Here is a 25,998-nt window from a genome sequence, read left to right as displayed (position 1 = left end):
GAAAGGAGAACAGAAAATGAAACTGATTATTGCAGAAAAGCCGAGCGTGGCGCAGACTATCGCCGCCGCGCTTGGCGTTAAGGAAAAGAAAGACGGATATATCGAGGGCGGCGGCTGCCTCATTTCATGGTGCGTCGGGCATTTGGTACAGCTTGCGGAAGCTGCCGCCTACGGGGAGCAATATAAAAAATGGAGTTTTGAGAGCTTACCCATTCTGCCGGAGGAATGGCAGTACGCCGTTGACCCGGACAAGGGGAAGCAATTCAAAACCCTAAAAGAGCTTATGCACCGCGCCGACGTTTCCGAAGTGGTAAATGCGTGTGACGCGGGGCGCGAGGGAGAATTGATTTTCCGCTTTGTCTACGAAGCGGCGGGCTGCAAGAAGCCCATGCGCCGCTTGTGGATTTCCTCAATGGAGGACGGGGCAATCAAGGCGGGCTTTGCTTCCCTCAAAGACGGGCAGGAATACGACGCGCTCTTTGCGTCTGCCCTCTGCCGCGCAAAGGCTGACTGGCTTATCGGCATTAACGCCACCCGGCTTTTCTCCTGCCTGTATGGAAAGACCTTGAACGTGGGGCGCGTCCAGACCCCGACCTTAAAAATGCTCACCGACCGGGACGCGGCTATCTCCCATTTCCAGAAAGAAAAATATTATCATGTGCGCCTTGATTTATCCGGCGCGGAAGCGGCAAGCGGGAGGATTTCCGACAAGGCAGAAGCCGACGCGCTGAAAGGGGCTTGCGAAGCGGAAACGGCGGTATGCGTTTCCCTCACCAGAGAGAAGAAAACCGCAGCCCCGCCGAAGCTCTTTGACCTTACCTCTTTGCAGCGGGAAGCGAACCGCATTTTCGGCTACACCGCGAAGCAGACCCTTGACCTTGCACAATCCCTTTATGAAAAGCGGCTCCTTACTTATCCGAGGACGGACAGCAGCTTTCTTACTGACGACATGGGCGGCACCGCAGCGGGCATTATCGCGCTGCTTTGCGAAAAACTCCCCTTTATGGCGGGCGCGGACTTCACGCCGGAGGTTGTAAAGGTATTAGACAGTAAAAAAGTATCAGACCACCACGCAATCATTCCCACTATGGAGCTTGCAAAGGCTGACCCGGACGCGCTGCCGGAAAGCGAGAAGAATATCCTTACCCTTGCGGGGGCGCGTCTGCTTTTTGCCACCGCCGAGCCGCATATTTATGAAGCGGTTACGGCGGTTTTCTCATGCGCCGGGACAGACTTCACCGCAAGGGGAAAGACCGTACTTGCGGAGGGTTGGAAAGAGCTTCAACGCAGATACCGGGCGACGCTGAAAGATAAGCCCGAAGCGGAGGACGGGGAAAATGCAGACGTGACGCTGCCGAAGCTTTCCGAGGGACAGGGCTTTCCTAACCCCGCCGCAAAAGTAACGGAGCATACCACAACGCCGCCGAAGCCCCACAGCGAAGCAAGCCTTTTGTCGGCTATGGAACGCGCCGGGAACGGGGACACCGACCCGGACGCGGAACGCCGGGGGCTTGGCACTCCCGCCACCCGCGCCGCCGTCATTGAAAAACTGGTAAAGGGCGGCTTTGCGGAGCGCAAGGGGAAGCAGCTTATCCCTACCAAAAACGGGAACAGCCTTATCTGTATTCTGCCGGATATACTCACTTCCCCACAGCTTACCGCAGAATGGGAAAACAATCTGACGCAGATAGCAAAGGGAGCCGCAGACCCCGGCGAATTTCTGTCCGGCATTGAAGCTATGGCGCGGGAGCTTGTGCAGACACACGCCGCAGCACTGGACGGGAAAAAGGATTTGTTCCGGGAGGAAAAGCCCTCTGTCGGCAAATGCCCCCGTTGCGGTTCCCCCGTCCATGAGGGGAAGAAAAACTATTATTGCAGCAACAAAGAATGTGCCTTTGTCATGTGGAAGAATGACCGCTTTTTCGAGGAACGCAAGACCGCTTTTTCCGCGAAGATTGCCGCCGCGCTCCTTAAATCCGGCAAGGCGAATGTGAAGAAGCTCTACTCCCCGAAAACAGGCAAGACCTACGACGGAACTATCGTTCTGGCTGACACTGGCGGGAAATACGTCAACTACCGTATCGAAGTGCAGAAGAACTAAAAACTTGAATAGCAAGCATAGGAAGCGGGTACCCACTTCCGTAAATCCCCGTTGCGACGCTGACGCGCCGGACGGGGATTTTGCTTGTTGGGAAGTTTCCCAAACCCTCTTTTGCGGAGGGCTTCACCCTCTAAAAATTTTCAAAAATATTTGGCAGAAATGCGGGCGTACCCGTAGTAGACCATGCAGCCAAAAAATGCAGCTTATGACGCTGCCGCAGAGAAAGGAGGTTTTTCACTATGGCAAGTTTACGGGACACCGTAAAGGACTATCAAGACGAGCTTAGGGACGGTATCGCATGGGTGGCGTTCTGGAAACAGGGGCGTTCATGGAACGCGGAATATTTTCATCTTGATATGGACGATACGCTCTACCCGGAGGACAGGAGCCGGTTAGAGGAAATAAAAAGCATTGACCCCGCCGCCGTTATCTTAAACGGCTACTATTGCGGGCATTTAGGCGAGGACATGAGCCTTGACGAGCTGACCGCCGGAGTGCGTTACCACTACGAAAACAGCATGAACGACATTGACGGTTTTATCGGAGCGCATGACGACAGGCTTCCCCCGGAGGTTATCGAGGAAGCGAGGGCAGCCGCCCATGAAGCGGGGCTTCCCTTTTCCGAAAAGCCCTACCGGGACGGGGAGGATTTTAACCCCTATGTATTTGACGGGAGCATGAGCATTGAGGATTTTGAGCTTATGCACCGCATGATTGAAAAAGAAAGGAGCGAACAAATGGCAGAACCGATTTTAAGCGGCTATCTTTCCAATCTTGGGAAGTACACCGAGGGCAGACCCGCGGGCGAATGGGTGACATTCCCCACGACTGCCGAACATCTGAAAGAAGTCTTTGACCGTATCGGGATTGACTTCAAGCACTATGAGGAATGGCATTTCACAGAATTTCAATCCACTATCCCCGGCTTGACGGAGCATTTAAGCGAGTATTCCCACCCCGACGAGCTGAACTATTTAGGGAAGCTCTTGGAAATGCAGTTTGACGACGACCGGGAGAAATTCATTGCAGCCATTGAATACGGCGACCATGCCGACAGCTTACAGGACATTATCAACCTTGCACAGAACCTTGACTGCTACTGGATTTATCCGTCCGTCCACAATGAAGAAGAATACGGGCGTTATCTGGTTGATGAACTGGAAGAACCGGAACTTCCCGAAGAAGCGAAAAAGTATTTCATGTATGAGGAATACGGGCGGGACGCTTCCATTAACGACGACGGTATGTTTACCGAAAAGGGCTATATCTACAACAACCGCAACACCTTTACAGAATGGTACGACGGGCGCGACGTGCCGGAGGAATACCGGGTAACGCCGCAGCCCCCGCAGCCGGAAAGACCCGACCCGTCAAAGGTAGAAATGGACGCAGCCGCGCCGGGGCAGAGAACGGCGCAGACCGCAGAGCAGCCACAGGAGCCGCGCCCGGTTATCCCTATCGTGCTGACGAGCGAGAAGCCCGCCGAAAAGCTCAAAGAGATTACCGACCGTCTGGAACAGGGTATTGCGGAACTCTTTGACAGCGAGCGTTACCGGGAATATCTGAAAGTCATGTCAAAATTCCATAATTACAGCTTCCGAAACACCGTCCTTATCGCCATGCAGAAGCCGGACGCTTCCCTTGTGGCGGGCTTTTCCGCTTGGAAGAACAACTTTGAACGAAACGTGATGAAAGGGCAAAAGGGAATTAAAATCATTGCTCCGTCACCCTATAAAATCAAACAGGAAATGCAGAAAATCGACCCGCACACGCAGAAGCCCGTTATCGGCAAGGACGGGAAGCCCGTCACCGAGGAAAAGGAAGTCACCATACCCGCCTACAAGGTGGTATCCGTCTTTGACGTTTCCCAGACCGAGGGAAAGGAGCTGCCGGACATTGCGGTTGACGAGCTGACAGGCGACGTTGACCGCTACAAGGATTTTTTCGCAGCCCTTGAAAAGACTTCCCCCGTTCCTATCGCCTTTGAGAATATCGAGGGCGGCTCTCATGGCTACTACCACTTGGAGGACAAGCGCATTGCTATCAACGAGGGCATGAGCGAATTACAGACCTTAAAGACCGCTATTCACGAAATCGCCCATGCGAAGCTGCACGACATTGACCTCAACGCGCCAAAGGACGAGCAGCAGCCCCACGTTGACCGCCGCACCCGCGAAGTCGAAGCGGAAAGCGTCGCCTATACTGTCTGCCAACATTACGGGCTTGACACGTCGGACTACTCTTTCGGCTATGTCGCCGGGTGGAGCAGCGGGCGGGAGCTGTCCGAGCTGAAAAGCTCCCTTGAAACGATACGCAGCGCAGCCGCCGAGATTATCAATTCCATAGACGAGAACTTAGCGGAGCTGCAAAAGGCACAGGACAAGGAGCAGACCGCCGGACAGGAGCAGCCCACCAGAGAGGGACAGGAAGCCGCGCCGGAGAAGCCGGATCCGGAAGCAGCCGCACCGGGAAAATCCGGCGCACAGGAAAAAGCGGGCGCAGCCCCGAAAGAAGCCTTTACCCCGGAAACGATTTACAGAGTGCGCCGGAACCCTTACAGCGACAGCCGGGAAAACAGCTACCTCTTGCAAGCCTATGTGACACAGGAGAACGGGCGGGCGAAAATGGGCGACGTGCTTTATACGGGAACGCCGGAGAAATGCCGCGAGCTTATGGGGCAGCTCAAAAGCGGCGAGCTGACCGAGGGCGACGTGAAGCAGCTTTACGCAAAGGCACAGGAAACGGCGCAGACCGCCGGACAGGACAAAGACACCTTTTCCATTTACCAGATAAAGGGCGGGGACGAAACAAGGGATTTCCGCTTTGAGCCATACGACCGCCTGCAGGCGGCGGGAAATGTGGTTGACAGGGCGAACTATGAGCTTGTCTATTCCGCGCCCCTTGCGCCGGAAACTTCCCTTGAAGATATTTACACCTGTTTCAATATCGACCACCCCAAAGATTTTAAGGGACACAGCCTTTCCGTTTCCGACGTGGTAGTGCTTCATCAGGACGGACAGGACGCGGCGCATTTCGTTGACAGTGTAGGTTTTCGGGAAGTGCCGGAGTTTTTACAGGAGCAAAAGCAGCTTACCCCGGACGACTTGGAAACGGGCGAAACTGTCAAGACACCGAGGGGGACTTTCCATGTGACCGCCATGAGCCGGGAGCAGATAGAAGCCGCCGGATATGGCTTTCACCACCAGTCGGACGACGGAAAGTATCTGATTATGGGGAATGGGACGCGGGCGTTTGCCGTTGCCGCAGAACAGGCGCAGCGGGACAATCCCTTGAAAACCGCCGAGCAGACCACAGAGCAGAACGGGAACATGATTGACGGTATCATCAACAACACCCCCACCGTTGACGAACTGGAAGCAAAGGTAAAGGCGGGCGAGCAGATTTCCCTTGTTGACCTGGCTAACGCTGTCAAAGCCGACAAGGAGCGCGGCAAGGGAGCGAAGCCGGAAAAGAAACCCTCTATCCGGGCGCAGCTTAGAGCCGACAAGGAAAAGGCACAGAAGAAAAACGCAAAGCAGAAGTCACAGGACTTGGAAAGGAGCTGACCCATGCCGGAACAGAGCAAATTTGAAAACATGGATTTGTTTGCTTCCCTTGAAGCGATTATGAAGCAGAACACAGGCTTTTACCAGAGCGACTTAGACATTGACAAAGAGATTATCGCAAAGGCGGCGGCAAGCCCCCACAGGGAGGACAAAACACTTTTGTGGTTCTGCCGCCCGTCCGGGACGCACTGTTTCCGGGAGCGCGACGTTTTCCTCAAAGACACCGCGCCCCACAACACATGGCGTTTCTACATGGAGCAGACAAGCGACCGCGTTCTTGCCTATGCAATCGAGCTGACGGGAAAGGAGCGCGGGAAAATCAAGGGCAATCTGTACGAACTGGACTACTCTAAACATTATGAGCGCGTCAAGGAAAAGGAGCTGCCCGCCGATACGGTGAAGCTGATTTATGAGCATGGGGAAAGGGTACAGGAAGCCGGGAGATATTTTGACGGAACCCCAGACCCGCAGCTTGGGAAATTTGAACGCTTTGAAGCCGTACCCAACGACCCGGACGCGCTGCAATCGCTCTTACAGGAAGAACGGCGCAGCCGGGAGCAGCTTTCGCCGGGGGATTTCAAGGCGCATATTGCCGCTTTGCGGGACGGGCTGATTGAAACGGAAGCGCGGCGCATTGTGCGGGAAATGAAGCGGCATTACGAGCCGAACAGCCCGAACAAGACCCATTTCATGGCAGAGCTTTCCCCGGCGTTCATGCGGCTTGCAGCCACAAAGGACACTGACCGCCTTTTCTCCATGCTGCCCTACAAGACCCTTTCCTTTTCCAAAATCGAGGGCAGACATGGGACGTATGCGCTGATTGACAAGGGGGAGAACCGGGACAGGGAGATAAGGAAGCCCCGCCCCTCTATCCGGGCGCAGCTTAAAGCAGACAAGGCAAAGACCGCCCCGAAAAAGGCGGCGGCAAAAACAAAAAATCACGATATGGAGGTATGAGCATGATTAGACTGACTGTTGAAGAAACAAACCTTTTGAGCATTTACAACGAGGGCGGCAAGCGGGCTTTGATTGAGAATGTCAACGCCGCGCTGCCCTACATGGACGCGGATATGCGGGAGCTTGCAAAGCGCACCCTTTCCAAAGTGGACGCTTTGACCGAAGCGGAATTTGCAGAGCTTCCCATTTACGCCGCTGATGAAGTATGAACGGGGTTAAGCGGCTGACGCCGCCCCAGAGCCGGAAAGTCAACGCCCTTGTGCGCCGGACGTGCTGCAATTATGATAACGGGAACTGTATCTTACTGGACGACGGGGACGAGTGCGTATGTCCGCAGCTCATTTCCTATTCGCTTCTCTGCAAGTGGTTCCGGGTTGCGGTGCTTCCCGCCGACAGGCTGCTTTATGCGGAGCTTTACCAGACAGGGGATAAGAAGAAATGTACCGAGTGCGGCGCGTTCTTTGCGTCAACCTCTAACAGTGTCAAATACTGCCCCGTCTGCCGGAAACGTATCACCCGCAGACAAGCCGCCGAGCGCATGAGGAAAAGACGCGCCCCTGTTACGCAGTAGGCGCGGAAAATCCCTTGATTTACAGGGCTTTCCGGGCGTGAAAATCGGATAGGCGATACTTTATACCTTTACCCCCAAAAATGGCGTTCTACTGCGTAACATTCACGAAAACAGCACCCATAAAAAGACAGGGCGCGGAAGTCATATACTGGCTTCCGCGCCCTGTTCTTTTTTTGCCTATCTGACATTTCCCTTTTCCATTTCTTCAAGCGGGAACTGCGGGAGGGCTTCTATCAGCTTCTTTGTGATGGACTGGCGCATATCTTCGTTGATTTCCTGTTTCGTGCTTCCGTCCGGCTGTCTGACCGCTACCGTCGATAGCCTGTCGATTTCGTCCTTGTAGCACTCCACGACTTTCTCCACCGCCCATTTTTCCCCGGCAACGGCGGCGCGTATGGTTTCATATTCCGGCATTTTCTGGTTTTCCATGCTCAACGCTCCTCTGCTTTTTGATAGCCCTATCATAGCACAGCGGCGGGGATTTTGCTATCCTTATCCGCGTTCTGTTTCCTTTTCCCGTTCCGGCTGTCTGTCTGCCTGTAAAATGCTGTCAATGTTCTGCTTGATAATATCATATTCCCGGACTTTCTTTTTCAATTTTCCATAGTCGGCGTAAAGGGCTTCTTTCTGCGCTTGGAGGGCTTCATACTCCGATTGCAGCGCGGCGAGGTTCGGGAGCTTCGCAATGCCCGCCGCTTTCAGTGACCTTACGGCGGCTTCATGGAGGATAATTGCCTGTTCCTGTCCGGCGCGGTACTTCTCCCTGTTCCTTGCCTTGCGGTATGCGTCATAGACAGGCTTTGTCTTTTGATAGGTGGAAACATTCTTGATAAGCACCGCCATTTCCGCAAGCCGCTTTTCGGCGTTCTTCAATGCGTCTGCCGCCTGTCCGCTTTCCGCTGCCATTTCCTCAATCCGGCTGACTAAATCCGCGTACTGCTCAATCTTATGTTCCGTCAAGAAATTCATTGTTTTAGCTGCCTGTTTCAGATTGTGGATTTTCGCCCACTGTTCATAGCCCTTACTCTGCGCTGCCTTGATACTGTTCTCAATGTCGATAAGCAGCGACACGCCGCGCTGCTCTCTGGGAGCTTTCGCCACCTTTGTCCGTCTGCCCGCTATCCGTTCCCTTACGGCTTCCTCTGTATAGTCTGCGCCGAGGGTTTTAAGGCGGGTGAAGCGTTCCTGTCCGGGGGCGCGGCATGATACATATTTCCCCGGCTTTATCTCATAGCCCGCCGCCTGTAACCGCGTTAGCAATTCCTCAAAACTGGAAACTTGGGGGATAAGCGCGTCAACAGTGGTTTTCAGCTTGCCTTTCCAACTTGTACCCGTCTTTTCTGCCTGGTACTCCGCATAGCTCTTTCCCTTGCTGCCCTTGCCGGGGACGACAACGGACAAGCCATTTTCCCGGCACAGCTTGTCGCTCATGTTCCGTATGCCGTAATAGCTCCTTTTGTTGGAATTGTATTTATGGTGGTCTACAAAGTTCACCGCGCAAAAAATGATATGGTTATGGACGTGTCCTTTGTCAATGTGCGTCGTGAGTACATACTCATGCTGCCCCTTTGTTACCGCGTCGGCAAGCTGCTTTCCGATTTCATGGGCTTTCTGATAATCGACTTCCCCCGGCTCAAAGGACTGTATCAGATGAAAGGCTAAATTGTTCCCCTTTTGGAGTGCTTGCGACAGGGTATATTCAAACTCAATATCTGCCGTTTCATAGGAGCAACCGAAAGAGGACACAAGCATTTTCCCGTCCGTCTTGTCCGGGTTTTCGATATAGTCAAGGGCTTTGCTTAGAGTGCTTTTAATAGGCTTAATCTTTGTAACCGCCATATCTCCGCAAGCACCCCCTTTATTTCCTCTATGTCCTCTTGGTATGCGTTCCCCGTCGCGTTTACGCGGCGTGCTATCTGGTTGACGTTGACACCGATTTTCTGTATCTCTGCGGTCATAGCCTTTATATCGGCGTGGTCTATCTGAATGATATACCCGTCAATGGCAATCTTCCGCAGATACGCCGCCATGTTCCGGGTGGGTACGAGCTTCATTTTTTCCAGTATTAAATCCCGTTCCGCTTCCGTCACTCTGAATTTGATTTGCACTGTCCTTTTGCGTCCGTCCATGTGTTCGCTCCTTTCCTTTCCGTTCCGAGGGTTTGGGACACTTCCCAACAAGCAATTTTCAACCGACGCGCCGCAGCGCGGGAGGGCGAAAATACGGAAGTGGTACCCGCTTCCTATGCTTGCTACGAATGTTTTTATCCTTTAGGCTCTTATCACCTACTACGGAGAAAAAGCGATTTTGCCAAACTTACGCAAAAGAAAAACGCTGCAACCTCAAAAAAGATTACAACGCTTTCTAAATCCTGTTCAGTTTTAAGTCGGACATTCCTATTCGCCCTCTTTTTCGACTTCGGAAATCTCCTTTGCCGTTGCGGTTACAATCCGTATGCCTGTATCGCTCATACCGTCAAGAAGCGCGTCAAGCTGCCGCCGCTGCGTGTTCTTCTCCGGCGGCGTTTCTAAAAGGAATTGGTCTACGGATATATGGTAACGCTGTATCAGCTCAAAGAATATCTGTAAACTTGGGTGCTGCCCCTTGTTCTCAATGTTCGCAAGGTAGCGCGGCGAGATAAACATTTCGTCGCCTACTTTCTTGCGGCTCTCCTTGCATCCCTCACGCGCTGCCTTTATCGCTGCCCCAAAAGCCTTAAAGTCGTATCGTGGTACTGGTCTTTTTGCCATAGTTATTCACCCTATTACATTTTACTGTTCCCCTTTCTTCTTGGATATGTCTACGTAGTTCTATCAGTTAGCCAAAATAATTCATATATATATATGTTGACAACAAGCTGCTTTTGTATATAATATTATATAAAAGGGGGGGAATGTTTATGTTACATAGCATGCGTATTCGATAAGCATTGAAATCAAAAAAGATTTTTCCCATTTTCAATATGGGCTTTTTTGTCATGCTTATTTTGCGTATGCTATACAACAAAACTAACGACGTATAGACATAGTATAAAAACTATGCCTTAATTTTGTTGTAGTATTAGATAAAATGTCCAATTTGTAACGGAAAGACGAGGGTTCAAGTATTTTATAATACGGTATTAAGAAATTTTCCTCTTTTCTGCCCTAAATGTAAATTAACGCATATCGTTGATGTTGAAAAACTAGAAATCATAATCAAAAACTCTGAAAAACAAACTTTTTAATTTTGAAAAGGAAGGATATTTAAATGAAACACTTACCTAAAAGTACACCTACGGAAATATTGAATGACCCATACGGATTTACTTACAAAGAAATGTCGGAAGTAATTGGAGAGGATAAAGCAAGAGCCTTATATACGGAATTGTATAAACAGCCATTTCACAAAGAAAATCTATCAATATCAACAAAAAAAGTCTATAAAAGTAGCGATACTGAAAAGTATGTTTATGAATTGAAAGATAACAGGTATATTGAAACGGTTTTTATTAAACGGCGAGATGGTGGGACTGTTTGCGTAAGTACGCAAGTTGGTTGTTCTGTTGGCTGTATTTTTTGTGAGTCCGGACGCAATGGTTTTGTTCGTAATCTAACACCGTCTGAAATTGTGCAGCAGGTTGTATTGATACGTCAAAAAGTAAATCGTATCGTTTTTATGGGAATGGGAGAACCTTTATTCAATTACGACAACTTGATTGCAGCAATCCATATTCTTCGAGATAGAAATGGACTTAACTTTCCAACCGACGGCATTACCGTATCAACAGTTGGTCCAGTTAATCAATTAAAAAAATTGCGCGAAGAACATCTAAAAATTCAGTTGACAATATCTTTACATGCAGCAACACAGGCTGCGAGAAACTGCATCATTCCTCATATGCACATGTACGCTATTGAAGATGTTGTTAAGCAAGCATTGTCCTATTCACAAAGGCATAATCGAAAAGTGGTATTTGCGTATTTGCTTTTACCAGGTATAAATGACCGTTCCTCAGATATAAGGCAACTTGCAAAATGGTTTAAGGGCAAAAATGTTATGATTAACGTGCTGCAATACAACCCGACGAGTAATTCAAAAATTAGAGCACCACAAAAACAAGAAATGGTTGCGTTCAAACATCAATTAGAGCAAACAGGACTTGAAGTTACCATAAGAGTTTCTCATGGTAGAGAGATTAAAGCAGCTTGTGGACAGTTAGCTAATACATATAATAAAGCCAAAAAACAACAGAAATAATTTAATTAAAAGAGCCAGACGCACAGACGCAGAGCCGATAATATGCAGTTTGAAATACTGCTGTTATCGGCTCTTTTTTGATTTTAATTTGTGCCCCTAATAACCATATTGGAGCAAAATCAGAACTGTTGCTTGTCGTTCTTTGATTTCCGCAGCAGCTTTGAAAAATCAAAGCCGCCGTTTCTTTTTATCTTCTAATGAAATGACGCGGTATCACTGTTGAAATCGGCGGCTAAAGGAGGTAGCCGCCATGAAGCAAAAAGCATATCGACAAAATCCGACAGTTATTGACTTATCAAAAAAAGCCCGCCCACCACCGGGGGAAACTACGCTTATATATATGAACTGTCTAATCATCTGGATACTGCTTACAATGCCTATGCGCCCGTCCGGGCTTTTCGGACGGGCGCATTTTGTACGTTCAAAAAATTTTTGAAGAAATTTCAAAAAATCTTCGGCGTTTTTGAAAAACGCCGTATTGCCCCGCGAAAAGGGGGGAAGCACCACCAACTTTCCAACGAGAAAGGAGGTGAGAATGTGGAACCTAATAGCAGGGAGTTTTACAAACAGTGTGCTTTTCAGAAGTTTTGTAATACGGTATTGCACAATGAAGCTTGCGACACCCATAGAGAACTTCGCAGACACAAGGCAAAGGAAGTGACCTTTTCCGACATGACCTTAGACGAAGCGCGGCAGCTTCATACGTTTGATGAATATTTCAAACGTGAAGCCGCCGAAACCGTCTTTGAGAAAGCCGGGAAGAAAATCACGCCAAAGCTGCTTCTTGAAGCAATCCGTACTTTGCCGGAAGAAAAGCGCAAAGCCATATTGCTGTATTACTTCGAGGGAATGAACGATACCGAGATTGCGGAGCTGTTCAACACGTCGAGAAGCACGATACAGTACAGGCGGACAAGCTCTTTTGAGAAATTAAGAAAATATGACCATTACCACAAGAGACTGCTTCTGCAGATATAAAAGGAATACCCTCATCAAATAATTCTGGAGTTTCGTGTGGTCCATCTGTAATTGGCATAGACAATGCATACAATGTCTTTCCTACATTCCAGTCTTCTGGTATCTCCCCAATCCATTCCACTCCGCTATCCTTCATCTCTCTCATAGGTCAAACACCTCCTCAAGACTTCCGGACAGTTCTGTCTCCAAATCCATAATCTCTGCCATTATCTCTGCTGATGGTCTTGGAGCTTCATACTTATAGAAATATCTTGTAAATGGAATCTCATATCCCACCTTTGACTTTTTCTCATCAATCCATGCATCCGGTGCAAATGGAAGTACTTCTCTTTCAAAGTACTCTTTGATATCCTCTTTTAACGGAACATTTTCCGTATCACGAAGACTCGTATCCGGCTGTTTCTTTCCCTTTTTCAACACCAGATTACCTTCTTCATCACGGAGCGGTCTTTCTACTGTAATCTTGGTATAACCAAAATCCTCGTTATCATAAATCTGGCTGATTTCACTCTCTTTAAAATCACCATAAATCTTTGTAATCTCAGCGATATCCTCCTCAGATATATCATTTCGCTTATTTCCCAATGCCTTTCTTCTCTTCACATACATCTCATTAGCATTGATTAGCTGTACTTTACCTTCTCTGACTGTACCGGCCTTTTTATTTGACAATACCCAGATATAGGTTGCAATTCCTGTGTTGTAAAAAATATCATTGGGTAAAGCAATGATTGCCTCCAGCAGATCATTTTCGAGAATATATCTTCTGATCTCAGAAGGTCCGCTTCCCGCATCTCCTGTAAAAAGTGGCGAGCCATTATGAATGATTGCAATTCTGCTTCCACCCTTATCAATGTCTTTCATCTTTGATATTGCTGTCATAAGAAAGAGCATCTGTCCGTCACTTGCCGCCGGAAGTCCTGCTCCAAATCTTCCTCCGAAGCCAAGCTTTGCCTCTTCCTCTACTTTCGCCTTTTCATTCTTCCACTCACGTCCAAAAGGTGGATTTGAAAGGATATAGTCAAAGGTACTGCCAGCAAACTGGTCATCCGATAATGTGTTGCCATCCTTGATATAATCCGCATTGTTCCCCTTAATCAGCATATCCGCCTTACAGATTGCAAATGTCTGGTCGTTGATTTCCTGTCCGAAGGATACAAGCTCTGTAGAAGCATTCAGACTATGTAAATATTCCTCTGCAACAGAAAGCATACCTCCGGTTCCACATGCCGGGTCATAAATTGTCTTTGCTACATTATTGCCAGAAAGAATATCATTATCATCATAGAAGAGAATATTAACCATAAGCTGGATAACTTCTCTTGGAGTATAATGCTGCCCCGCATCTTCATTATGAGACTCGGAGAATCTTCTGATAATCTCTTCAAAGATATATCCCATTTCAAGGTTAGAGATTTCATTCGGATGAAGATTTCCTCTATCTGTTGTATATTCCTTTAAAACAATATAGAGAATTCCCTTATTTGCCATAGTGGTGATGTGACCATCAAACTTGAACTTCTCAAGGATGTCCTGCACATTTTCTGAGAATCCATTCAAATAATCTCTGAAATTCTCTTCAATGTGATCAGGATCATCCATAAGCCTCTCAAATGTATATTTGCTGGTGTTATAAAAATCTTTTTCTGCTGCCTTACGAAGTAAAACATCCTTCATCGGAAGATTTTTTACTTCCTCATATTTCTGCAAAACTGCATCCTTTGTATCGGAAAGAATACAGTCAAAACGTCTGATTACTGTAAGCGGTAATATAACATCTCCATATTCATGTGGTTTATATACTCCGGTCAGCTTATCTGCTATTGCCCATATCAGGTCTGCTTTCTGATCTATTTTTGCACTTCTCGTAGCCATTTCATTTTCCTCCATAAGGTAATTTACTTTTCTTCTTCATCCGGTACATAGTCAACCAAATCTCCAAAGTTACAATCCAGCTCTTTGCAGATTTTTTCCAGAACAGATAGTTTAACTGACTCGCAGTTTGTCATCTTTGCTATTGTACTGGAACTAAGACCAGTCTTGGCACACAAATCTCCCTTTTTCATATTGTTATCAATCAGTAGTTTCCACAATCCATTATAACTAATTGCCATATGTATTTCCTCTCTCTAACAATTGTCGTAATCTAATACCATCATTGTAAGTATAGCACACAAATTGCGAATATACAATTTGCATTTGCAAATATCAAATGCTATTTTCTAAAGAAAAAAGGAACCAAGGCAGAATACTTCTATCTTGATTCCTATTTTATATCATTTAATGTCCAAAAAACGGGACTTGGCACAATTTACTTCCATATTGCAAATATTATTTGCACTTTTCAAGTGCCTCAGACAATACCTGAGCCTGTTCATATGTATCTACTTCTATTTGACAACTACCTTCAGTTATTGCACACATTACCCTTGGATTTGCAATCATTTCATCATTCAAATAAATACCTATCGTATTTCCAATATTATTTGTAGTAATATCTGCAAATGTTTTCGTTGATTCATCATCAAACTCTATTTGTACTACTGCCTTCTTGATTCCGTCGCCATTATCAACCATTGTTGCTTCTGCCGATTTTATTCCACCAGTCATAAGTATATTCCCATCACTATCCCGTAATGTGAATACATTTGTCTCTTGTTTCCCTGATGGCTGATCATTACTGACATTTTCTTCTATAGTATTTGAACCTTTTTGAAACCATGCTTCACCATGATATCCTTGATATGCACCGATTGCACTATTTATTATTGTCAACACAAGACATATAATACCTAATACAATACCCACTATTGACATTCCTTTACTACTTTTCTTTAATCCTATTATTCCAAGTACCAAAGCTATAATTCCAACTGGTAATCCAATTATTGGAATAATCCATGCTAATACTCCCACTATACCAAGCACAAGTGCTGCTACTCCAAATCCAGGCTTACGAGATTTGTTAATATCCGGTACTGCATAATTAATTTGATTCTGTAATGGTGCCCCACAGCCTGAGCAGAATGTTGAACTATCATCCATTTGTTTACCACATTTTGAACAATACACTATGTCTATTTCCTCCAATTCAATCTTACTATATGAGATTATTCACCAATATCAAAAACCATAAATATAAGTAAATTATATCATAAATGACATCCCCATTCCACCAAAAAAAGACGTACCACCATTTCTGATGATACGTCCTCACTACTATCTGGCTTTATCTCCCCTTACCTTCGGTGCTTCCTCATGTGCCGCTTCCTGCTTCACCTCATCCGCACCTCTAGCCTCAAATGCATCTGCATTATACTGATACTCCTGCGGCTCAGCGACCATTGGAGAGTATACAACCTCTGCTTCCACTCTCTCTGCTTCAGCCCTCTCCGGCTCTGTCTGCTCCTGCTTCTTCATATTCTCCATACCCTTTTCCTTATAAAGCTTCACATTCATAGCCAAATTATCCAGCTTATCAATAGATGCATCCAAATGAAGTTCCATTGATACAAGCATCTTTTTCACTGCTTTCATCGGAGCAAGTACTGCCTTTGTAATGGGATGTTTCTGCTCTTTCTGAGAATAATCTACCTCCGGTTTGTCAGCAAAAGTACGGAATGCATTAGCTGCTGTCTGCCCTGCTTCACGAAATCCTTTTGCAAGAAGTGTTGTCTTTGCTATATCCTTATCCGTGGTCTTGATTGCACCTCTTACATTCTCTCGGATATCAAGAAGCCTTTTCTTAATTCCTAAAAACTCCGACAGCCTGTATAATGCAGCTCTTCCCTTTGCCTTTGCTTCATCAACTATGCTCTTTGCTGTAGATTTGACCTGTGCTTTCACTTCCAATACCTGCGACTTTATCTGCTCACATCTGGCATTAAGTCGCTCCTGTGCTTCCGACAATGCCTTTTTAGCATTATTGACAAGTGTATCTTCCTGCATTTCTTTGATCTGATTCTGCATATTGGTGAGTTCTTCCGTCATGGAATCAATCTTTTTCTCCAGTCCATCCACATAGCTGCATATCTCAAATACATCGTTTGCCTGCTCTTTCATGGCATTTTTCTTTAATAAGTCGAGAAGTTCTCTTATGACCTCCTCATTGGTAAGTGTTTTTCCTGCTTCCATATCCATTCTGTTTCCTCCATTCTATAAGTGGGGCAGCCTTGGCCGCCCCTGTACTCTGATTACTAATTATCGAAAGGGCGTTGCCTCTTTGTCCTTCTCTTTATCGGGATTACCATGATGTTTCTCTGCACTCTCTCTTGCCTTTTCGTTGCTCTTATCCTTTGCTTTCTCATATTCAGAGATAATCTCATTATAGAGTTTTTCCCTGAAATCCTTTGTGACCGGATAGCAGACATCCTGATAGATTGGCTTGCCCTGCTCATCCACCTGCTTTGTCTTATAAGAAGGCATTGATACAAAGATTTTCTCTTTACCCTGCACGATATTGATATTATTTACGATGAAACTGTTTTCAAAATAAATGCGTGCAAGTCCCTTGATGTTACTACCTTCCCTCTCATAAGGTGTCACAGTTACGGAAAACTCCGGCATTTCCTGTGTACGCTCCTGCTTCTGTGTCTCCTCTTTCTCCGGTTCCTTAATTCTTGCATAGGCATCAAGGATATTGGTATAGAGTTCCTCACGAAACTCTGCTGTGATAGGATTGCACACATCCTTATAAATCACACCATTGCTTTCATCACGCTCATTGGAGCGGTATCTAGGCATTGATACAAAAAGCTCTCCCTTGTCCTTATTCTCAAGGATTGCAATATTGGTAATCTTAAATGAGTCACCGAATACTACTGTTGCAAATCCTTTGATGTTGCTGCCCTCTTTTGCTCTTACTTCGTTTACTTTAATTGAATACTTCATATGCTATTCCTCGCTTTCTTTTTGTTCTTTGTTTTGCTCCGGTATGATAAGCTCACACCAAAGCTGTTCTATCTGTTCACAAGACAATCTGCCATTAAGCCAGTTGCCAAGTGTAACGACCATTCCGTCCTGCTCGTAATAGAGCCACTCCTGTGTTTCAATGTTCCCCTCATACACGATAGTCACATCAAAATCAGGCATAAATAATCCTTCCTCCGCATCCCATACACAGGCTATTCCCTGTCTGAGTGTCAGATTCATGCTTTCGACATATACAAACCAGCCGCTTACGACTATCTGAAAGTCATCATCAATCTCTGCAATATCATCCTCGATGTCAATTAGCTCTTCCATTTCTGATACTGCCTCTTCTATCTCACTTAATCGGTATCTCTTATTCATCCATCACCGCCTCCTTATAAATGCACCTGACTACAAAACGCATGGTTCCTTTCTGGGAACAGGTAAAAAGAGTTAATTCCTTTTCCTCTCCCTGTGTCTTAATGCTGTTGTCATAAGGATTTACCACCTCTGTGTCTGTTACTTCATAGATATGAGTCTGTCCGTTTTTGTCGATAATTGCCACATCATCTCCTATGGAAATCTGATTCAGTGGTGTGAAAAATGTGCCATATCTGCTGCCATTATGACCGCACAATACACAGTTGCCACTCTCACCGATTCCTGCTGTTTCTTCAATATGACCAATCCCTGCATTAAGCACTTTACTTGTGGTTCCTTCCATTACCGGATACCTGATATCTAAGCCCGGTATCTCAATGATGCCGATAACACCGCCTTCTTTAAGAATGGCTTCATCCTCTTTACTAATGGAGGTTTGCTCTTTCTCCACATCTGTTTCTTCATCGTAATCATCCTCCAATGTCTGCTCAAATTCACTTATGAGCTGTACTGTCTGTTTTTCTCCGGTTGCCCGCCAGAAAAAAGGGACTGCCATAATGGCAATCCCTACTATAATTAGTAATCCTGCGACTACTTTTCGTATGCTCATATAATCCACTCTCCTATCGTATTCTGCCCTCTCTGTCGGTTGTATAAGTGCCTCTATTCTCCGCTACAATTCCTGCAGATTCTACCCTGTCATCAGCTTCTCTTTCCTCGCCAGGTCCACCAAGGTCAGCATCCATAGCCTTTGCATTTTCAAGGTCAAGCTGGGCATTCAGCTCACATTGTCTTGCAAGCTTTTCCTCCAGTTCCTCGCTGTATGCAAATGGCTTATCGTATTCCGCCTTAGATGCTTCAAGGTCATTCTGGTACTGTTCAATCTTCTTTTCTAAGAAATCAATATTCTCATGAAGTCCATTGAACAGATTTTCAAGTTTCACCATACTGCCGACCGGACTTGTTGAAAGCTCAGCTTTATACTCTGTCTTTCCACGAAGCACCATATAATTGATGCCAAGGAAATTCTTTTCTACAAGCAACTCAAATCCATGAAACTTACCTATTGCAGTTGTCTCACCTGTCTTACACTTACTGATAGCTTCAAGCATCATGGTTCCGCCATCCACTCTTTCTGTGTAAGTTGCCTTGCCTATGGTAATGGCAAACTCCGGATTATCAATCAGCTCCTTATCCCTTGCCTTTACATCCTCTCTGACATTTGCAAGTTTTTCTGTTGCAGACCTTATAAGTTTTGGATACTTAATCATAAAGTTATCCTGCAAGCCATATCTCTGATTGTCATAAGATGCCTTTAAAAGCTTAAGTCTCTGGACATCATTATCAATCTCCATCTTTTCTTTGATTAACGGATTGCCAGTTGCAACCGCCTTAATCTCTGCATAAGAAAGAGTTGCCTCGTCGATATCCTCACAGCTTCGGCTTACTGCCTTGCTGGTCATAACCTGACTGATAAAACGCTGCTTATTCTCCACAAGCGACCAGTTGTATGCATCAAAGGTTCCTTTGGTAACATATCTGTATATTGCAACTTCCTTGTTTTCATTGCCCTGTCTGATGCCTCGTCCCTCTCTCTGCTCAATGGAAGAAGGCTTCCAGGGACAGTCCACATGATGCATAGCAACAAGGTGTGTCTGTACATTAACTCCGGTTCCGCACTTGTCAGTCGAACCGATAAGAACTTTCTTCTTACCTGTCCTCATCTCCTTAAAAAGTGCGTCTCTCTGTGCATCCGTCTTGGCATCATGGATAAATGCTATCTCATCTGCGGGAATACCATACTGGATAAGTGTCTCCTTCAGATAATCATAAATAGTAAAATCCTTATCCGGTCCCGGTGTGCCGATGTCCGAAAAAATAAGCTGGCAGCCTATATGACCGTTGGCATTTCCTTTCTCATATTCTTTCCACACATTCTCCGCAACCTTGTTTAGCTTTCCATCTGGATTGTTTGGAGCATCCTTATCAATCAGCCTTGCATCTGTTCCTAATAATCTTGCCTCATGGGTAATCTTTAAAAAGTTGTCCTCACTCGGATCAACTCCACCACCTCTGATACGCTCTGCTCTTGCAACAAAGTTTTCCATGACCTGCTTTACATACCAGTCCGGCTCTGACTCCACAATGATAGGCTTACCACCACGAAGAGCCGGTACATCAAGAGCAAGCATGTCTGCTGTCTGCACATCGGCTACCTCACGAAAGATATTCATAAGCTCAGGCAGATTCGTAAATTTATTGAACCTGCTCTTAATTCGGAATCCGCTTCCCTCTACAGTAAGTTCAAGTGCTGTTGTCACTTCACCAAAGTTTGCTGCCCATGAATCAAAGTGATAAATCCCCATCTCTTCAAGTGCCGCTTTCTGTAAGTAAAGCTGCATGACATACATCTCACACATGGTATTTGATATCGGTGTACCTGTTGCAAATACAATGCCCCTGCCATCATTTATCTCTGACAGGTACTGGCATTTAAGCTGCATATCCGTTGACTTCTTTGCCCCCGAACTGCTGATACCGGACACATTATTCATCTTGGAAAAAATCGCAAGGTTCTTAAAATTATGTGCTTCGTCTACCATGATAGAATCCACGCCAAGCTCCTCAAAGGTTATAAGATCATCCTTTCTGCTCTCATCAGATAAAGATTTAAGCTGTTCCTCCAGCTTTTTCTTCTGGCTTTCCATCTGCTTTACAGTCCAGCGTTCTCCGTTACGCTCCTTCATCTCATCAATCGCATAACTGATTTCCTCTATCTGCTCATTAAGCATTCGCTCCTTTCTCTCTGCTGAGATTGGGATTTTCTCAAACTGCGAGTGCGACATGATAATACAGTCATAGTCACCTGTTGCAATCCTTGATACGAACTGCTTTCTGCGGCTTTTTTCAAAATCACGCTCTGTAGCGACTAAGATATTTGCTGACGGATAAAGCCTTAAAAACTCTGATGCAGTCTGACCGATAAGCGGCTTTGGAACAACCATGATGGTTTTATTGGCAAGTCCAAGTCTCTTCTGCTCCATGCAGGCAGCCATCATCTCAAATGACTTTCCGGCACCTACACAGTGTGCCAGCAGTGTGTTTCCTCCGAGAAGGATTCTTGCCACCGCATTTTTCTGGTGTGGCTTTAGCTCAATCGCCGGATTCATTCCCGGAAACTGTAAGTGGCTTCCGTCATACTCACGCAGACGGATGTTATTGAATGTCTCGTTGTAATATTCCACATACTTCTGTCTACGCTCCGGCTCTGAAAACAGCCACTCCTTGAACTTTTCCTTGATCATGTTCTGCTTTTCCCTTGCAAGCATTGTCTCATTCTTATTGACTTCATAATGATACCTGCCATCTCCGTCATCAATCCTGTCCCTTACTGTTACAGTTTTAAGATTCAGCGTATCCTCAAAAATAGAATAAGCATCCATGCGGCTTGTACCATAAGTCTTAGTAGCTGCCACTGAATGCTTATCCATGCTTTTATTCTCGATGAACCATTCCATGCTCATCTTATTTAAGTGTACCTGAATGCCTGTATTGTAAAACTGGCTTCTGACTGCCCTTGCCCTCCTTGGCGTATTGAGAAGTTCATAGATAAACTGCTCATAATCAAGCGGCTCAATCCATGTCGTACCAATCTTTACATCAATGTCTGATGCTTCAATCCATTCCGGCTGCACCTTTTCAAGTGCTGCCACATTGCCTGCAAATCTTTCTGCCTGTGGATTGTCTGTATCCGCTGCCATAGCTTTTGCTGCACGAAGCTTGTCTCTCACATTTCCGGACAGATACTCGTCTGCTGTCTCCCAGCCGATGTCCGGATTGTTCTCGTTGTAACGGTCAGGATTTAGGAAAATCAGTCCATCCAGCTCTTCCACAAGAACTGCTCTTCTAAGCTCTGCCAAAGCATCATCACTTAGCGTTATCTCATCCGCTGTCTGCCCGGACTTTTCTGCAAGCTTTTCCTTTGCATTAGTAATATCCGGCTCATAGATAGAAAGCATATAGGCAGGGTTTACATATCCAAATTCATTGACGGATACATTTAATGCTTCCACAGCAGTCTCAACCCTGTCTATGACAGTCTTTGCCTTAATCGTCTGCTTATAAAACATATCCGCTTTTTTCACCTCCCCGTCTTCATTTACTTCCTCAAGACTGCAAAGAAGCGGGTAATCGCTGTCATCCCTGAATGCGATTCTGTTTGCTTTTGAAGTAATGGCTCCATACTGCTTTACAAAAGCATCATATTTTACATTAAGAAGTCTCTGCTTATCAGAAAGCTCCTCCTCGCTGCAGCCATCCATCTGGATATCAATCAGCTCTCTTGTTATCTGTCTGATTTCATCAAGGCTTCGGATTCGCTCCTCGGCAGTCTGTGATACTTCTTTTCTTACCATCTCGGAATTTTCCCTGTAATAGAGCTTTCCTTCAAAAAATGTGTAAGTGTAGTTTCTCACATCCGGATCAGCCGGGATAACTTCCTCCGTCTGCTCCGCCTCATCTGCCACTCTCTCAAAATCTGTCATCTGTGCTTTGATATTACCGATAGCTTTGTTTAATGCTTCATACATATTGAAGTTCTCATCATCATTCACACAGACTGTATATCTGCTGTCCTGTCCGTAAATCCTTGTGTCATACTCCATAGCCCCAAGCATCATTTCCGGATGCTCTGCAAAATAAGAGTTGACTGCAATGCCATTCTCGGTCACACCAAGGTGCACCCAGTCAGGCTCAATATCAATCTTTCTCTCCCTCTTCTGCAAAAACAGGATATCTGCTGTCACTTCGGTTCCTGCATTGTCTTTAAATGCAGTATTCGGAAGTCTTACTGCTCCCACAAGCTCTGCTCTTTCAGCCAGATATTTTCGGATAGTAGGATTTGCCTTATCAAGTGTTCCCTTTGTGGTGATTACTGCAACCATGCCTCCCGGTCTTACCTGATCAAGTGCTTTTGCAAGGAAATAATCGTGGATACGGAAGTTATACTTGTTGTACTTCGGATCAAATACCTTATAATCTCCAAATGGCACATTTCCGACAACCACATCAAAGAAGTTATCCGGATATGTGGTATTCTCAAATCCTGTGATAGAAATATTAGCATTCTGATAAAGCTGCTTTGCGATTCTTCCCGAAATGCTGTCAAGCTCCACTCCATACAGCTTTGCTTCATGCATTGTTTCCGGCATACTTCCAAAGAAGTTACCGATACCCATGGATGGCTCTAATACATTGCCGCCTCTGAAACCAAACTGGACAAGTGCCGAATTCATGCACATGGCAATCTCCGGTGAAGTGTAAAAGGCGTTATTTACTGTTGCCCTGGCAGCACTGTATTCCTCATCAGATAAAAGTTCTTTCAGCTCTACATACTCTTTGCTCCAGCCTGCGTTTTCCTCGTCAAATGCCTGTGACAGTCCGCCCCATCCGACAAACTTCGACAGAACTTTCTGCTCCTCCGGTGTGGCAAGCCTGTTTTCTGATTCAATCTGCTTTAGAGTGCGGATTGCATCCATATTCCACTGGTATCTGGTCTTGGCACCACCTTTTTCCATTTCCCAGAGATTATAGTGGAAGTTGTGCTTCGTCTGCCCGGCAACATTCTTCTCATTTTCAAGACTTCCTACTTGCTGTACTGGCTCCTGCTTTGGTGTAAAATCTACAGTTTCCTGTGATTCTGTATCAGCCTGAATATCTTCCACAGATACTGATACTGCATCATCTGAAACCACATGTCCATTCTCATCAATCTTGGTTTCCCAGCCATTCGCTATTGCTCTTTCCCTGGTTTCAAGACGATTGGCTTTTACACTATCCTCGATATCAAAGAATCTCTTATAGACCGGATTCATCTTATCCCTGTCAGCCTTCTGCTTTGTCTCCTGATAATACTTCTTCTGGTCTTCTCCGCAGTAAAATGGCTGTTTTACCATATAAGATAAGATTTCATATAACTCACGCCAATCGAGAGCACCTTCTTTACGCACACCATTCCTGTTCTTATAGCTGATCTTCACATATCCGCTTCTGATTGAGTACTCCACAAGACCATACTTATTGTTGGAATATGCCTTTCTTTCTGCATTATCTGTCCCTAATGCAATATCCCTGATAAGGTCAAGTTTATTGGGCATAAATGCAAAATCAGACTGCACCACATCCATAAGGAATGCCCTAAACGGAGTGTAGCAGCTGCAATCTGTTACAAGAATCTCCGCCACATCACGCAGGTCTTCATCAAGCTCTGCAATACGCTTGGCATAATCAATCGGTGTAATATACTGAAGCTCTGATGGATCTTTTTCAGATGTTTCAGCTTCTATCTCTGCACCATATTCTGCCTGTGTTACCATGCGGTCTTCATCGGCAGTTTCCTGTGGTGTCATGCCTTTTGCACTTACATAATCTCTGTTAGAAGCATAGCTCTCCGGCTCATCCGGTATTGCATAATCATCAATCTCTGATTCTGCCTCTTCCGGTTCCACTTCCCGGTATTCGGCATCAATGACCTCATCATCCTCACGGAGTCCGTCCATCGCAAGCTCATCAATACGAGGTGTCTCAGGCTGGTATTCCCCTGTAAGAATAAGGACACCAAGCTCTTTTTCGATATCTTTCCATGAAACATATCCTTCAACCTCTCCATCCTCATCTCGCCACTGAAAACGCAGTCCGTTCCCATGAAATGTGTCATACCCGTGCAGTCCCAGTCCGTCAACCGGCCAGCCTGCACCTCCCTGACCATATTCTGCTTTGATACGCTTTGCTCTGGTTCCTGCATCAATCTCTGTTTCAAAAATCTTGCATACCCTGCCCTTGCCACCGATAAAACCTGTACCTCTCATAAGCACCTGCTTGATATACTCACCTGGTACTGTTGCAGACTTTTTGGGATTCAGATAATTGTATTTACCTGCTAATGCAGCTTTTCTGTCCTGTTCGAACTGACGCATAAACTGATTATTGTTTTCGTCCTCAGTATGAATGGTGCCAATGCTTGCCTGCCCGTTCTGGTCGAAAAAAAAGGAAGCCTGTGTATATTCGGCTTCCTTACTAACACCCAATGAATTGATTTCATCAAGTTCCCTATTCAGTTCTGTATCATCAGATTCTAGTGGAATCGCATCACTACCTGATGGAGTACCACTTCCTCTGCCTGCATCTTCGCCTGCTCTCTTATCTTCCACATCTCCATTGTCGATGACGGATCCTGTGGCTTGTGCTTCGCCAGATACTGCATCTCCAGTTGGTCGTACAGCTGATTCGCTTCCTCCTCTACCGCTGACATCTTCTCGTACATCTTCCCGAATCTCATCAGCGTCTTGTATCTTGCCGGCTCGTTCTCCTGAAGATAACTCATCGCCATCCTTCCGTATTTGCCCAGCTTCGTGAGATCCTCCGTCTCGTCCGGCATCTCTATCTGCGGATAAAGCAGTCCGTCCACTTCCTTGTAAGTCATTTCTTCTAACATATCCAATTCTCCTTTCGCTCTCGATTGCCTTTAAGTTACGACTAAATTCTCTAAGAACACTACAGGAGACATCGCATACAATGGAACCAAGACGGTAAATGATCTCTTCGTCTTTGATATTTACGATCTGACTAAAATCCTGTTCTTGCACAGATAAGTCAAATCCGCATCTCGTCCCTACAGCATACATGACACTTGCATATACAAGCTGCTCCATGTCCATTTCCATTTCCTGCTGTAAGCCATTGCGTTTCTTACTTTCTTCCTTTATCACACTACCTGATAGCTGCATAAGCTCGGTCATTCGATCTCCGAACTTTTCTTTTATTATAAGCCAAACATCTGTTCCTGTAAACTGTTTTAATATATTTTTTAGAGACTCCCTGTCGCCGTTATCGTACTGCTCAATCTGACCTTCTGACACAAGAAAATCCACATAATCCTTAAGATTTTCTCCCTCAAGGTCCCATGTCAGCTTAACATTCTTCCCTCCGGTATCACTGATATCAAAGATATATCTCATACGTGGATTCAGTGCCCTTGACGGGAAGATGGCGCAGCCTTTCGCACCACGCTTTACATATCTTCCCACCTTTTTCCAGGTATCATAATCTGCCATGAGTGTGCTTTTTTCCGGAGGTCTCTGAGCTGTTACCATAACGATATTGTCAAATTCATAGCGGTATAACTGACCTGCGACCTTTAACACATCCTTCCAGTTCTTTTCTGATCTGGTGATGTTACCAATCTCAGAATCGTATATCGCTTTGACCTTCATATCAACGCCCATACCTTTGTCCTC

Annotated in this window: 21 protein-coding genes; 9 read left to right on the top strand and 12 right to left on the bottom strand. The window is 45.9% G+C overall.

From position 1 onward, the window contains the following. The first annotated feature begins 16 nt into the window (after positions 1–16). The 5 genes from HGO97_RS16180 (at position 17) to HGO97_RS16160 (ending at position 7,195) form a co-directional block, all read left to right on the top strand. On the top strand, positions 17–2,101 hold the full coding sequence (locus tag HGO97_RS16180) for a DNA topoisomerase 3 (protein ID WP_007037046.1): 2,085 nt from the start codon (positions 17–19) through the stop codon (positions 2,099–2,101). Positions 2,102–2,340: 239 nt separating this feature from the next. Next, positions 2,341–5,667, top strand: a complete 3,327-nt coding sequence (locus HGO97_RS16175) for an antirestriction protein ArdA (RefSeq protein ID WP_006859298.1) — start codon at positions 2,341–2,343, stop codon at positions 5,665–5,667. A 3-nt stretch (positions 5,668–5,670) separates the two neighbouring features. After that, a complete protein-coding gene (locus HGO97_RS16170) occupies positions 5,671–6,624 on the top strand; it encodes a hypothetical protein (protein WP_002585090.1) in 954 nt (317 codons plus the stop codon). Next, positions 6,621–6,833, top strand: coding sequence for a transposon-transfer assisting family protein (locus tag HGO97_RS16165; protein ID WP_004607965.1), 213 nt, complete (start codon positions 6,621–6,623; stop codon positions 6,831–6,833). Before HGO97_RS16170 ends, HGO97_RS16165 begins: the two co-directional genes overlap by 4 nt. Further along, positions 6,830–7,195 (top strand): cysteine-rich VLP domain-containing protein, encoded by a 366-nt coding sequence (locus tag HGO97_RS16160; RefSeq protein ID WP_002585089.1) that lies wholly within the window; start codon positions 6,830–6,832, stop codon positions 7,193–7,195. Before HGO97_RS16165 ends, HGO97_RS16160 begins: the two co-directional genes overlap by 4 nt. Before the next feature lie 177 nt (positions 7,196–7,372). Here HGO97_RS16160 and HGO97_RS16155 read toward each other — a convergent pair whose 3' ends face one another. From HGO97_RS16155 to HGO97_RS16140, 4 genes are all read right to left on the bottom strand, one after another. Then, positions 7,373–7,624, bottom strand: a complete 252-nt coding sequence (locus HGO97_RS16155; RefSeq protein ID WP_002585088.1) for a helix-turn-helix domain-containing protein — start codon at positions 7,622–7,624, stop codon at positions 7,373–7,375. A 63-nt stretch (positions 7,625–7,687) separates the two neighbouring features. Continuing rightward, entirely contained in the window at positions 7,688–9,034 is a 1,347-nt protein-coding gene (locus HGO97_RS16150) for a relaxase/mobilization nuclease domain-containing protein (protein ID WP_002569184.1), read from the bottom strand. Then, positions 8,995–9,324, bottom strand: coding sequence for a plasmid mobilization protein (locus HGO97_RS16145; protein ID WP_002569185.1), 330 nt, complete (start codon positions 9,322–9,324; stop codon positions 8,995–8,997). The genes HGO97_RS16150 and HGO97_RS16145 overlap by 40 nt, the downstream gene beginning before the upstream one ends. Before the next feature lie 267 nt (positions 9,325–9,591). After that, positions 9,592–9,945, bottom strand: a complete 354-nt coding sequence (locus tag HGO97_RS16140; protein ID WP_002569186.1) for a helix-turn-helix transcriptional regulator — start codon at positions 9,943–9,945, stop codon at positions 9,592–9,594. Between the two features lie 314 nt (positions 9,946–10,259). Here HGO97_RS16140 and HGO97_RS16135 point away from each other — a divergent pair, with 314 nt between their 5' ends. From HGO97_RS16135 to HGO97_RS16120, 4 genes are all read left to right on the top strand, one after another. After that, positions 10,260–10,421 (top strand): cysteine-rich KTR domain-containing protein, encoded by a 162-nt coding sequence (locus HGO97_RS16135; protein ID WP_160209051.1) that lies wholly within the window; start codon positions 10,260–10,262, stop codon positions 10,419–10,421. Between the two features lie 23 nt (positions 10,422–10,444). Further along, complete coding sequence (gene rlmN / locus HGO97_RS16130; protein WP_118248617.1) at positions 10,445–11,434, top strand: 23S rRNA (adenine(2503)-C(2))-methyltransferase RlmN; 990 nt, start codon at positions 10,445–10,447, stop codon at positions 11,432–11,434. Positions 11,435–11,684: 250 nt separating this feature from the next. Continuing rightward, entirely contained in the window at positions 11,685–11,870 is a 186-nt protein-coding gene (locus HGO97_RS16125; RefSeq protein ID WP_009243795.1) for a hypothetical protein, read from the top strand. 101 nt (positions 11,871–11,971) lie between these two features. Next, positions 11,972–12,412, top strand: a complete 441-nt coding sequence (locus tag HGO97_RS16120) for a sigma-70 family RNA polymerase sigma factor (RefSeq protein WP_216243700.1) — start codon at positions 11,972–11,974, stop codon at positions 12,410–12,412. 141 nt (positions 12,413–12,553) lie between these two features. On the opposite strand, the gene HGO97_RS16115 is transcribed toward HGO97_RS16120, so the two are convergent. The 8 genes from HGO97_RS16115 to HGO97_RS24605 form a co-directional block, all read right to left on the bottom strand. Further along, the gene (locus tag HGO97_RS16115; RefSeq protein ID WP_246597488.1) at positions 12,554–14,287 is read right to left on the bottom strand and encodes a type I restriction-modification system subunit M; all 1,734 of its coding nucleotides are present in this window, start codon (positions 14,285–14,287) and stop codon (positions 12,554–12,556) included. 23 nt (positions 14,288–14,310) lie between these two features. Next, positions 14,311–14,526, bottom strand: a complete 216-nt coding sequence (locus HGO97_RS16110) for a helix-turn-helix domain-containing protein (RefSeq protein WP_154520135.1) — start codon at positions 14,524–14,526, stop codon at positions 14,311–14,313. Positions 14,527–14,743: 217 nt separating this feature from the next. After that, positions 14,744–15,484 carry a SecDF P1 head subdomain-containing protein gene (locus HGO97_RS16105; protein ID WP_330654285.1) on the bottom strand — a complete coding sequence of 247 codons (741 nt, stop codon included), beginning with the start codon at positions 15,482–15,484 and terminating at the stop codon, positions 14,744–14,746. A gap of 147 nt (positions 15,485–15,631) precedes the next feature. Continuing rightward, positions 15,632–16,552 carry a DUF6674 family protein gene (locus HGO97_RS16100; RefSeq protein ID WP_216243694.1) on the bottom strand — a complete coding sequence of 307 codons (921 nt, stop codon included), beginning with the start codon at positions 16,550–16,552 and terminating at the stop codon, positions 15,632–15,634. A gap of 60 nt (positions 16,553–16,612) precedes the next feature. Further along, positions 16,613–17,302 carry a SpoVG family protein gene (locus HGO97_RS16095; RefSeq protein ID WP_005340521.1) on the bottom strand — a complete coding sequence of 230 codons (690 nt, stop codon included), beginning with the start codon at positions 17,300–17,302 and terminating at the stop codon, positions 16,613–16,615. 3 nt (positions 17,303–17,305) lie between these two features. Then, on the bottom strand, positions 17,306–17,704 hold the full coding sequence (locus tag HGO97_RS16090; RefSeq protein ID WP_216243691.1) for a hypothetical protein: 399 nt from the start codon (positions 17,702–17,704) through the stop codon (positions 17,306–17,308). After that, on the bottom strand, positions 17,697–18,314 hold the full coding sequence (locus tag HGO97_RS16085) for a class D sortase (RefSeq protein ID WP_216243688.1): 618 nt from the start codon (positions 18,312–18,314) through the stop codon (positions 17,697–17,699). The genes HGO97_RS16090 and HGO97_RS16085 overlap by 8 nt, the downstream gene beginning before the upstream one ends. A gap of 13 nt (positions 18,315–18,327) precedes the next feature. Next, entirely contained in the window at positions 18,328–25,986 is a 7,659-nt protein-coding gene (locus tag HGO97_RS24605) for a helicase-related protein (RefSeq protein WP_216243686.1), read from the bottom strand. Positions 25,987–25,998: the final 12 nt, after the last annotated feature.

It is taken from the genome of Faecalicatena faecalis, assembly GCF_012524165.2.
GTDB lineage: Bacteria > Bacillota > Clostridia > Lachnospirales > Lachnospiraceae > Faecalicatena_A > Faecalicatena_A faecalis.
The sequence above is the reverse complement of the archived record's forward strand: the minus strand, read 5'-3'. Positions and strand labels throughout refer to the sequence as shown.

Excerpts from the sequence above, each read along its gene's own strand:
- HGO97_RS16180 (WP_007037046.1), top strand. The coding sequence starts at position 17 with ATGAAACTGATTATTGCAGAAAAGCCGAGCGTGGCGCAGACTATCGCC.
- HGO97_RS16175 (WP_006859298.1), top strand. The coding sequence starts at position 2,341 with ATGGCAAGTTTACGGGACACCGTAAAGGACTATCAAGACGAGCTTAGG.
- HGO97_RS16150 (WP_002569184.1), bottom strand. The coding sequence starts at position 9,034 with ATGGCGGTTACAAAGATTAAGCCTATTAAAAGCACTCTAAGCAAAGCC.
- HGO97_RS16090 (WP_216243691.1), bottom strand. The coding sequence starts at position 17,704 with ATGAATAAGAGATACCGATTAAGTGAGATAGAAGAGGCAGTATCAGAA.
- HGO97_RS16085 (WP_216243688.1), bottom strand. The coding sequence starts at position 18,314 with ATGAGCATACGAAAAGTAGTCGCAGGATTACTAATTATAGTAGGGATT.
- HGO97_RS24605 (WP_216243686.1), bottom strand. The coding sequence starts at position 25,986 with ATGGGCGTTGATATGAAGGTCAAAGCGATATACGATTCTGAGATTGGT.
- HGO97_RS16100 (WP_216243694.1), bottom strand. The coding sequence starts at position 16,552 with ATGGATATGGAAGCAGGAAAAACACTTACCAATGAGGAGGTCATAAGA.
- HGO97_RS16165 (WP_004607965.1), top strand. The coding sequence starts at position 6,621 with ATGAGCATGATTAGACTGACTGTTGAAGAAACAAACCTTTTGAGCATT.
- HGO97_RS16095 (WP_005340521.1), bottom strand. The coding sequence starts at position 17,302 with ATGAAGTATTCAATTAAAGTAAACGAAGTAAGAGCAAAAGAGGGCAGC.
- rlmN (WP_118248617.1), top strand. The coding sequence starts at position 10,445 with ATGAAACACTTACCTAAAAGTACACCTACGGAAATATTGAATGACCCA.
- HGO97_RS16110 (WP_154520135.1), bottom strand. The coding sequence starts at position 14,526 with ATGGCAATTAGTTATAATGGATTGTGGAAACTACTGATTGATAACAAT.
- HGO97_RS16155 (WP_002585088.1), bottom strand. The coding sequence starts at position 7,624 with ATGGAAAACCAGAAAATGCCGGAATATGAAACCATACGCGCCGCCGTT.
- HGO97_RS16115 (WP_246597488.1), bottom strand. The coding sequence starts at position 14,287 with ATGGCTACGAGAAGTGCAAAAATAGATCAGAAAGCAGACCTGATATGG.
- HGO97_RS16170 (WP_002585090.1), top strand. The coding sequence starts at position 5,671 with ATGCCGGAACAGAGCAAATTTGAAAACATGGATTTGTTTGCTTCCCTT.
- HGO97_RS16160 (WP_002585089.1), top strand. The coding sequence starts at position 6,830 with ATGAACGGGGTTAAGCGGCTGACGCCGCCCCAGAGCCGGAAAGTCAAC.
- HGO97_RS16145 (WP_002569185.1), bottom strand. The coding sequence starts at position 9,324 with ATGGACGGACGCAAAAGGACAGTGCAAATCAAATTCAGAGTGACGGAA.
- HGO97_RS16125 (WP_009243795.1), top strand. The coding sequence starts at position 11,685 with ATGAAGCAAAAAGCATATCGACAAAATCCGACAGTTATTGACTTATCA.
- HGO97_RS16140 (WP_002569186.1), bottom strand. The coding sequence starts at position 9,945 with ATGGCAAAAAGACCAGTACCACGATACGACTTTAAGGCTTTTGGGGCA.